Annotated in this window: 6 protein-coding genes; all 6 read right to left on the reverse strand. The window is 62.3% G+C overall.

Annotation, left to right across the window (positions count from 1 at the left end):
- Positions 1-409: 409 nt before the first annotated feature.
- The 6 genes from HB681_RS36880 to HB681_RS38885 are packed head-to-tail and all read right to left on the reverse strand — an operon-like array spanning position 410 to position 9998.
- Entirely contained in the window at positions 410-2710 is a 2301-nt protein-coding gene (locus HB681_RS36880) for an Orn/Lys/Arg decarboxylase N-terminal domain-containing protein (protein ID WP_213959861.1), read from the reverse strand.
- Between the two features lie 60 nt (positions 2711-2770).
- On the reverse strand, positions 2771-3730 hold the full coding sequence (locus HB681_RS36885) for an amino acid ABC transporter substrate-binding protein (protein WP_213959862.1): 960 nt from the start codon (positions 3728-3730) through the stop codon (positions 2771-2773).
- Between the two features lie 47 nt (positions 3731-3777).
- Positions 3778-5121 (reverse strand): putrescine-ornithine antiporter, encoded by a 1344-nt coding sequence (potE, locus tag HB681_RS36890; protein ID WP_213959863.1) that lies wholly within the window; start codon positions 5119-5121, stop codon positions 3778-3780.
- A gap of 30 nt (positions 5122-5151) precedes the next feature.
- Positions 5152-7452 (reverse strand): arginine decarboxylase, encoded by a 2301-nt coding sequence (gene adiA / locus HB681_RS36895; RefSeq protein ID WP_213959864.1) that lies wholly within the window; start codon positions 7450-7452, stop codon positions 5152-5154.
- A 42-nt stretch (positions 7453-7494) separates the two neighbouring features.
- A complete protein-coding gene (gene speC, locus HB681_RS36900) occupies positions 7495-9855 on the reverse strand; it encodes an ornithine decarboxylase (RefSeq protein ID WP_213959865.1) in 2361 nt (786 codons plus the stop codon).
- Positions 9852-9998: a hypothetical protein gene (locus HB681_RS38885; protein ID WP_345944815.1), complete on the reverse strand. Its 147-nt coding sequence runs from the start codon at positions 9996-9998 to the stop codon at positions 9852-9854. The genes speC and HB681_RS38885 overlap by 4 nt, the downstream gene beginning before the upstream one ends.
- Between the last annotated feature and the right edge of the window lie 7 nt (positions 9999-10005).

Consider the following 10005-nt stretch of genomic DNA (forward strand, 5'->3'; position numbering starts at 1 on the left):
GATTGAACCCGTGAACCCTGATGGCGCTATCAATCCCCAGGGAGCGGTCTGCCGATCGCGGCATGTCGTTGTCGATTCATGCTGCGCGTTCGGCGTCGACATGGCAAGGGCATCGGGTCCGGGCGTTGCGCAGTGCCATGCCTATCAGCACATCCAACTCAGATGAACAGGATGCGTGATGGATGTCGCCGCTGAGCATCGGCCCCGCGATTCGAATCGCGACAGCGCCAGGGCACGCGCCCTGAAGGCTGGTCGCTGCTGCGTCCCCCTCGCTTGCGATTGCCGCATCGCCGCGGTCGCCTCGCTGACGCGGCGCCTTGACCGACTCCGAGTCCCAGTCCGGCACAGAGGCAAAAATGGTCCACCAACAACTTTAGGCTCCCAGCCATTACGTCATCGTTCAAAACGCTCACGAATTCGCCACATGCGACGGTTTCAGGCAATAGATGAAGTGCTCGCCGTCCTTCACCTCGACGCCGTGGGTCTCATGCCCAAATCCCGGGAAGCGATGGTCCCAGGCACGCAGCGCCTTGAGATAGCCGATGTTGGGCCCGTCCTCGGCCCCGGCGCTTTCGCCGGGCATCAGCATCGGGATGCCGGGCGGATACGGCACCACGCTCGTCGCAACGATGCGCTGTGCCATGTCGTCGAGACCGACACGCTCCACCTCGTTTCGCACCAGCCGCCGGTAGGCCTCCGCCGGCGTCATCTGCGACGCCGGCAGGCTGGAAAATGCGCCCTGCAAATGGTGCATCTGGTTCGATGTCCTGTAGTGCTCGAACATCTCGTCGCTCAGGTCACGCAATCCCATGCCGTGGTAGCGCTCGCCGCCAGCAGCAGCCTGGTCCGGCAGGGCCACGCCGAGCGGCGTGTTGGCGTCGTAGTCATCCTTGAACTTGATCAGCGTGGTCAGCAGCGTGCCCCACTTGGCCTTGGTCATGCCGATCGAGAACAGGAACAGGATCGTGAAGTCCTGCGTCTTCTCGTACTCGAAGCCGTGCCGCACCAGGTAGGCCGAGATCAGCGCCGCTGGAATGCCATGGCCCTCGAAAGTGCCGTCAATCGCAATGCCGGGCGAGACCACCGTGACCTTGATGGGGTCCAGCATGCAGTACCCGTCCTCGAGCCCTTCGAACCCGTGCCACGACTCGCCAGGGTGCAGCACCCAGCACTCCGGGTCCGTGACCAGCAGCGATTCGCGCGCTTCCTCGAATGCGACGCGCTGGCCGCTCTCGGGATCTGTCACTTCGGGCGCGTTCCACGTGCCGAAGAACCATTCGCCGGCCTCGGCATATTGCCGCTGGATGCGTCCCATCGTCTGGCGGAAACTGACGGCCTCGCGAATGGATTCGGTCGTGAGGGCGACGCCACTCGCGCCATCCATCATCGCCGCCGAAATCTCGTTCGACGCAATGATCGGATAGAAGGGCGAGGTCGACGCATGCATCATGAACGACTCGTTGAAACGCACATGCTCGATCGGATCGCGTCCGTCGCGAATGTGGATGAACGAAGCCTGGGAGAACGCCGCCAGCAGCTTGTGGGTCGAATGTGTCGCGAACAGGGTCGGGCCATCGGCGTACTCGTCGGCATTGCCGAACATCGCGTGACGCTTGCTGTAGAGCGGATTGAAGCGTGCGTAGGCGTACCAGGCCTCGTCGAAATGCAGACGGTCGATGGCGTCCGCTCCGATCTCGATCACGCGTGCCACGTTGTAGATGAGCCCGTCGTAGGTCGAGTTCGTGATGATGGTGTGACGCGGCTTCGGGCTGTTGGCCGAGCCGGCGAGCGCATGCGCCGCGATGCGTTTCCTGAGTGCTTCCGGCTGCAGGTCCTCTGGATAGATCGGGCCGATGATGCCGTAGCGATTGCGGTGCGGCACCAGGAACACCGGGATCGCACCGGTCATCGTCAATCCGTGCTCTATCGATTTGTGGCAGTTGCGGTCGCACAGGGCGATGTCGTTCTGCGTCAGGCTGGCCATGAAGATGATGCGATTCGAGCTCGACGTGCCGTTGGTGACGGTGTAGGAGCGGTGCGAGCCGAACACGCGCGCCGCATATTTCTCGCTCTCGCCGATCGGCCCGCTGTGATCGAGCAGCGAGCCCACGGCCGCCATCCCGATCGAAAGATCCGAACGGAACATGTTCTCGCCGAAGTAGTCGAAGAACACCTTGGACACCGGCGTCTTCAGGAAGGCAGTGCCGCCGAGATGGCCGGGCGTGCCGAACGCATAGTCGCGCATGTTGGCTTGCGCAAGCATGGACGCAAACATCGGCGGCAGGAGGTTCTCGCGGTAGCGCCGGACCGCCGCTTCCACGCGGCCCGCGATGAAGGCCGGGGTGTCTTCGGTCAGCCAGACGAATTCGTCGGCCAGCTTCAGCGTCGCGAGCGGAATGGCAGGAATCAGGCTGCGCTCCCCGAACAGGAAGGCCGGCGCCCGATCGTTGCGGGCACGAAACGCCTTCAGCACTGCCTCCGCGCCATTCGATTCCGACAGATCGGCATCCACGATCACGCATCCGATCAGCGGGTCCGAGCGGATGGCGGACACGCCATCGTCGACCGAGCGCGCCGAGATGACGTTGAATCCGCGCGTACGCAACTTCTCGATCAAGGCGCTTCCCGACCTGCCCAGCGTGGTCCCGGCCTCGATGGCACCATAGACCACCAGCACGGTGAGCTGCGACGTCAATACTTCATGACCCATGAGACTGTCTCCCGCTTCTGAACGTAAGAGCAGCGCCCCTCCACACGAGCGCCTTCTTGCTCACTCCGTCAAGGTACTGACCCTAAAATAATTCAGCGTGTTGGGGCCGAGCGGGCCAAACCACTTCACGAAGACCGCCGGGAATTCGTCGGACCGGAACAGCTTGCTCAAGGCGGTGTCCACCGAAAGACGCAAATCCTCGTCGCCACGCGGCAACGCGAAAGCTACCATCTCGAGCGTGAAGTAGCGATCGAGCAGCTGCAGCTCGCCTGGAAAGTTGCCTCGGCGGATGGCATCGAGCAATATCGCCCTGTCGCCGAAGAAGATGTTCGACCGACCGTCGACCACCCGCGCGAGACCTGCCGCGTAGTCGCTCACGGGGACAATGCGGGGGATCAGCTGCAGGTCGCCAAGTCTGTCGGCCACGACGGTTTCCGCGCGCGTGCCCGCCACCACAGAAATCGTGCTGTCGCGCAGCAGCCGGTCGGCATTGCCGCGCCAACTTGGCGCGGTGGGCGGGGTACGGCCGAGAAGGATGTCCTTGAGCCGATCCGACGCGCTACGGCGAACGACCGCGCCGACACCGCTTGCGAAAACCGGGATCGAGTAGGACACCAGCTTGCGCGTTGCAGTCGTCGGCACCGTCACATCGCATAGAACATCGACCTTTCCCTCGACAACCGCGCGCAAGGAGGCGTCACGAGGCAGGGGCACGTACTCCACCTTGAGCGCAGGCAAGCCGAGGTCGGCCTTGACGCCGTCCGCAACGGTCCTGCAAAGATCGAGCGCAAATCCCCCAGGATTGCCCGAGCCTTCCTTGCTCGTGTAGGGGCCGTCAGGCCCATAGCCGAGCTTGAGCACACCCGCCTGCTTGATACGGTCCAGCGTGGCGCCGGCCGCGGCCGTTGACGGCGAGAACAGAGCCAGTACAGGCAGCAATGCTGTGGCGATGGGCAACAGCAGCGATCCACGACTACGGCTGAGGTTGCGGTGCCCGGTGGAGCATGAGATGGCGTGCATGTTCTCTCCTTGTATCGGGTGCGTGGGTTGCATGGGTTCCGTGGCTGTCATTTGACGACCCCTGCCGGTGTTACGACGACTTGGCCGGACGCGAAGCGGGGCGCGATGAAGCCCCAGACAATGTAGGTCAATGCCAGGATGATCATTCCCCCAAGCACCGCATCCTTGCCGGAGGCATAGAGCGCATAGGTTGAATAGAGCATCGCGATCAGTCCGACGGCTGTATTGCGCTTGAATACCGATGCGTCCGCCCCGGCGCGTCGCATCATCACGGTCAGCGCGGACAACGCGATGATGTAGGGAAGCACGTTGGTCACGACGGCCAGGTTGACCAGCGCACTGAACTGTTCGCTCAAGGAAGGCGAGATCGTGGAAAGCGCCAGTGCCGACTGCACCACACCCATGACGGTCATGCCCACCACCGGCGCGCCCATGCCGTTCAGTTTCGAGAATACGGCCGGAAACATGCGTTCTTCGGCCGCGGCCTTGGCGGTCTGCCCGATAGTGAATTGCCATCCCAGCAGCGAACCGATGCAGGCAATCACCGCCAGCGCCATGATGATGGAGCCGACGGTCGGATTGAACATGTGGGCATAGGCCAGCCCGAAGGGCCCGGTCGATTTCGCCAGCTCGGGATTGGGCACGATGCCCTGGATCACCGTGGTGGATAGGATGTAGATCACGGCAGCGCCCAGCGTGCCGAACATGCAGGCCAGCGGTACATTCTTCTTCGGATTCTCGACCGCGTCGGAGTTCTGGGCCGCAGACTCCATCCCAAGAAATGCCCACAGCGTGAGTGAGATGCTGGAGCCCAATCCCTCGCCGATGCTCATGCCTTTCGGATTCCAGGCCTGCGCGAAGACGTCGCTCTTGAACCAGAACCAGCCGATGATGCACAGCCCCGCCACCGGGATGATGACTCCCCAGACCGTCAGCGAGCCGATCTTCCCGGTGATGGAAGGACCGCCGAAATTCGCCACGGTCGTCAGCCAGAGCAATGCGATCACGGTGATGCAGGTCGCGATCGGAGTGGCCGACATCGCCGGAAAGAACGTGGCCAGATAGCCCACCGCCGAGATCGCGATCGCGACGTTGCCGATGGCCAGCGAGAAGAAATAGAGCAGGAAGACGACGAAGTAGCCCGGCTTGCCGTGCGCGTCCTCCGCATAGGCCGACATGCCGCCCGGTCGGTTGTTGAACAGGCCGGCCTGGGCAAAGCCGTAGGCGATGGCCATCGAGCCCAGTGCCGTCACGATCCACGACAGCAGCGAGATCGCCCCGACCTTGGCCATGTTGGTCGGCAGCATGATGATGCCGGAGCCCATCATGTTCACAGCAACCAGGATGGTCAGCTGCATCACGTTCATCTTCTTTGCAGGTGCTGTTGCCATGGTCTGGTCGCTCCGTGGTGTTGCTGTGCACTACTTCTTCACGCACAGGACGTGATACGTTCCATCGATCATCTCGGCGCCTTCGATGACACCGGCGAATCCGGGAAACTGCCGCTCCCGGCTTTCCATGCTGCGTAAATAACCGATCTGGGGCGACTTCGCACTGCCGAAGTTCTCACCCGACATCAACATCGGGATGCCGGGGGGATACGGCATGACGGCGTTGGCCGCGGTACGACCGCCCAGATTCGCCACCGGGACCGCTTCCACGTTGCCGTCGACGAGGTGTTCATACGCCTCGCGCGGTGTCATGTCCGCGGCGGGGAGGCTCTCATAGGCATCGTTGAGGAGGTCGCCCGGGCGCTCCTTGCGCAGGTACTCGAACAACTCGTCGCCGAGTTCGTGCATCCCGACGTTGCGGTAGCGCTGCGGGTACTGCGCCGCGATCTCCGGCAGCGCCTCGACGATCGGGCAGTTGGCGTCGTAGTCGCGCTTGAATGCCAGCAAGTTGGACAGCAGCGTGCCCCACTTGCCCTTGGTGATGCCGATGGAAAACAGGAACATCACCTGGAAATCGGTGACGCGCGTCGGGACGATGCCAAACCGGTTGAAGTACGCATTGACCAGCGCGGCGGGAACGCCCGTCTTCTCGAGCTTGCCGTCGATGCCCATTCCCGGCGCAAGGATGCTGACCTTGATCGGATCGAGCATGCACCAGTTGTCGGCGATGTTGCCAAAGCCGTGCCATGCGTCGCCGGGCCGAAGGATCCAGGGATCCTGGCTCGTGCAAAGGTATTCCGAGGATGCCTCGTGGAACGGAACCCGCCGACCCTTGGTTCCTTTCACCAAGTCTACATTCCAGGGTGCGAAGAACCAGTCCTTGCGCTGCTCGAAGTGGTGCCGGATGCGGCCCACGGCCTGGCGGAAGTCCACCGCTTCCTGGATCGTCTCCTGGGTGAGCGACAGGCCCCCGTTGCCGTCCATCATGGACGAGGTGATGTCGTTCGACGCCACGATGCTGTAGAGCGGCGACGTCGTCGTGTGCATCATGTACGCCTGGTTGAACCGGTGGTGGTTGATCGCACTCTTGCCGTCGCGCACATGGATGTAAGACGCCTGCGACAGCGCGGCCAGCAGCTTGTGCGTCGAATGCGTTGCGAACACGGTCGGACCCTGGTGCGCTGCCGGATCGCCGCGCATCGCGAAATGGTCCGCATACATCGGATTGAAGCGCGCATAGCCGTACCAGGCTTCGTCGAAGTGGATCCGGTCGCTCGATTTTTCGAGCAACGCCTGCGCACGCACCGCGTTGTAGCAAAGCCCGTCGTAGGTGCTGTTGGTCACGACCGCATAGACAGGCTTCTTGTCCGCGACGCCTTTCGTGAGCGCGCCTGTCTTCGCCTTCTCGCGGATGGTTTTCGGATCCATCTCCGAGGGTGGAATCGGACCGATGATGCCGTAGCGATTGCGCGTGGGAACCATGTAGACCGGCCGCGCACCGGTCAGCATCAGGCCCTGCTCGATCGACTTGTGGCAGTTGCGATCGAGCACCACGAGGTCATCTGCCTTCATGCAGGCCTGCATGATGCTGCGGTTCGAACCCGAGGTGCCGACCACGCCAGAGTAGCTGCGGTGCGCGCCGAACACTCGCGCGGCATAGCGCTCGCTTTCGGCGACCGGGCCGGTGTGATCCAGCAGCGAGCCCAGCACGCCGCGTTCAATGCCCATGTCGGTGCGAAAGACGTTCTCGCCCATGAAATCGAAGAACGCGCGCCCGGAAGGGAGCTTGGTGAAAGCGATGCCGCCCTGATGTCCGGGCGCCGACCACGAATGCTCGCGGATCTGCGAGTACGCGGCCATGGCCCGCGCGTAAGGCGGCAACAGTTGCGACTGGTAGCGTTGGACCGCGGCAAGCACGCGGCCTGCAACGAAGTCGGCCGTATCCTCCAGCAGCCACACGAATTCATCGATCATCTCCACCGCTTCGATGGTGATCGAGGTCTTGGCGATCTCGCGCACGGCAAGCAGGAAGACGGGGGCATCTGCGTGACGCTCGCCGAGTTTCTTCAGCAACGCGGTCGCCTGCGCATGCGTGTCAGCGCCGTCGTCACCGAGATTCCAGTTAAGCAGGACCGCACGAAGCGATGCGTCGGCCCCAACGATCGCCAAACCATCCTCCAATGACAACGCGCGAACGACCTCGATATTGCGTGCTTCCAGCGAGTGCGCAAGACCTTCAGTCGCACGACCAATCGCAGTGTCGAGCTTGGCCAGGCCATCGTCGACCATCAGCACACGAGGCCTCAACGGACCAGCTGTCGGATTCAACATTGTCTTTTGCCTTTCCGGTTCAATCGACCCTTCGAACGCGCGCTACTCCCGCACCACGTAAGTGTGGAACTTGATCCGCCCGTCCACCCGCTCCTGGAACACGCCTTGGACTTCGTAGTTGAACCCGGGGAAACGGTTGAACGACTCTTCGAAGGCGAAAAAGTAATCGAGCATCGGCTGTGCCCTGGCATCCCAACGCTCGCCAGGAACGACTACCCCGATACCCGGCGGGTAGATCAGGGCCAGCGTCGCCGAAATCCGGCCCCGGGCCTGCTCCAGCGGCACGTAGTCCACGTCATTGCCCACCAGTGCCCGATAGGCCTCTTGAGGCGACATCGCAAGCTCCGGAAAACTCTCGGCGCGAAATGACAGGCGCTGAAGTTCCTTGACGTTGGCCTTGCGATAGAACGCGTGCATCTCGTTGCAGACCTGGCGCAGCGTGTAGCCGGCGTAGCGCTCGCTATAGTTGGCGCAAACCGAAGGCAACACCTCGGCGAGCGCGGCGTCGCGGTCCCAAAGCGCCTTGAACTTGACGAGTTTCGCGATGAGCGTGTTGAGCTTGCCTTCGTCTTCCGCAGGCGTCATCAGGAACAGGATGCTGTTGAGGTCGCACTTCTCCGGGACGATGCGCTGCTCACGCAGGTAGTTCGCAACGACGGTCGCCGGCACGCCAAAGTCCAGGTAGTCGCCGGTCTTGCGGTCGATTCCCGGCGTCAGCAATGCGAGCTTGTTGGGATCGACCATCGCCTGGCCCTCAGCGTAGCCCTTGTAGCCGTGCCAAGTGCCCTGCGGGTGGAAATTCCAGCACTGCTGCTCATGCTTGATAACGGACGTCGGCAGGTCCTCCCAGGGCACATCCGTTGCGTCCGCGGTGAAGTTGGAGCCCTTGATCGTCACCACGTCCGGCACGAAGGGGTCGAAGAACCATTGCTCCTCGGCGCTCTGGCCGGTCTTCTCGAAATGGTGGCAGAACTCGCGCAGTTTCTTGCGCGTGTCGATGGCGAGTTCGATGCACCGATCCCACAGCATCTCCCCGGCCTTGCCTTCGTGCACTTTCGCATTCACGTCGAGCGATGCGAACAACGGATAGAAGGGCGACGTCGATGCGTTCATGAGGAACGACTCGTTGAAGCGCTTGTGCTCGACAAAGCGCTTTTGGCCCCGAATGTGCTCGTCGCGCTTGTGGATCTGAGACGCCTGGGAGAAGCCCGCCCCCTGCTTGTGCACCGATTGCGTGGAAAACAGGCCCGGCATCTCGGGCGACAGGTTTTCCAAGCGCATCGGACTGTGATCGGTGAACAGCGGATGGAACGCGTTGTAGCCAATCCATGCCTCGTCCCAGAGGAAGTACTCGCACAGGTGGCCCACCTTGTCGAGCACCTTGCGCACGTTGTAGACCGTGCCGTCGTAGGTTGCCAGTTGGATGCAGGCCATCCGGAAGGGCTGCGCCGAATCGGCGCGTTCCTTGTCCTTCACCAGCGGGCACGTGCGTATCTGCTCGCGCAGGTAGTCCTCGTCGAGCGCAGCCCAGTCGACCGCGCCGATCATGCCGAACGCATTGCGCGCCGTCGGCAGAAAGATAGGGATCGCGCCCGCCTGCACCAACGCCCCCTGATGGAGCGACTTGTGGTTGTTCCGATCGAACAGCACCAGGTCGCCCAACCGCAGCACCGCGTTTGTAACGATCTTGTTGGACGTGCTCGTGCCGTTCAGGACAAAATAGGTCTTGTCCGCGCCGAAGACCTGCGCAGCGTACCGCTGCGCGTCTACCGCCGTACCTTCGTGAATCAGCAGGTCGCCGAGATCCACATCCGCGTTGCACAGGTCGCTCCTGAAGATGTTCTCGCCGTAGTGCCTGAAGAACATCTGACCGGCTGGCGATTTGCGGTAGAACTGCCCGCCCTGATGCCCAGGGCAGTCGAATGCGATCGTGGCCTCGCCGTCGTAGGACATCAGTCCCTTGAAGAACGGCGGCAGCAGGCTCATGCCGTACTTGATCAGGCTCGCGACGATCTGCTTGGCATAGAAAACCGGCGTCTGTTGACCCAGATAGATGTAGCCTTCGACTTCGCCCTGCCCCACCACCATGAGATCGGAAATCTTGTGCGAATTCGCCAACGCCCACAACGGCGTGCGAAAGCCGATGGCGCGCACCCCCTCCCCCAGCTTTCTTGCCGACTCCAGACGTTCGCCATCGATCAAGGCAACGTATGCGCCGACAGAGGAGTCCTCGAATAAATCCCGATCGAAGCTCTCTGTGACTTCGACCTCATAGTTATCCGCGCGAATCTCGTCCAGCAGTTCGCGGATTTGCTGGCTCGCAGTGTCGACGATGGCCACCACCTTCAGCTTCCGGTGGAAAGAGATCGGAATCGTCGGCGGCTTGACCGCACTCGGAATCATGGCATCGCTCCTTCCTTGATGCAGTCGACCAGCCAGCGCTTGTGGCCCTGTGCATCGAGATCGAATCGCAGTCCGTGGATGTCCGCCTCGAAGCCCGGGAAGCGGTCGTCGGTGTCGCGTGCGAACTTCAGGTAGTCGATGATCGAGTCG

Origin of the sequence: Variovorax sp. dw_954, assembly GCF_018449755.1 — a bacterium.
Lineage (GTDB): Bacteria > Pseudomonadota > Gammaproteobacteria > Burkholderiales > Burkholderiaceae_C > Variovorax.

What these genes read in the sequence shown, in the direction of transcription:
- HB681_RS36880 (WP_213959861.1), bottom strand. Translation starts at nt 2,710, where the DNA reads ATGGGTCATGAAGTATTGACGTCGCAGCTCACCGTGCTGGTGGTCTAT.
- HB681_RS36885 (WP_213959862.1), bottom strand. Translation starts at nt 3,730, where the DNA reads ATGCACGCCATCTCATGCTCCACCGGGCACCGCAACCTCAGCCGTAGT.
- potE (WP_213959863.1), bottom strand. Translation starts at nt 5,121, where the DNA reads ATGGCAACAGCACCTGCAAAGAAGATGAACGTGATGCAGCTGACCATC.
- adiA (WP_213959864.1), bottom strand. Translation starts at nt 7,452, where the DNA reads ATGTTGAATCCGACAGCTGGTCCGTTGAGGCCTCGTGTGCTGATGGTC.
- speC (WP_213959865.1), bottom strand. Translation starts at nt 9,855, where the DNA reads ATGATTCCGAGTGCGGTCAAGCCGCCGACGATTCCGATCTCTTTCCAC.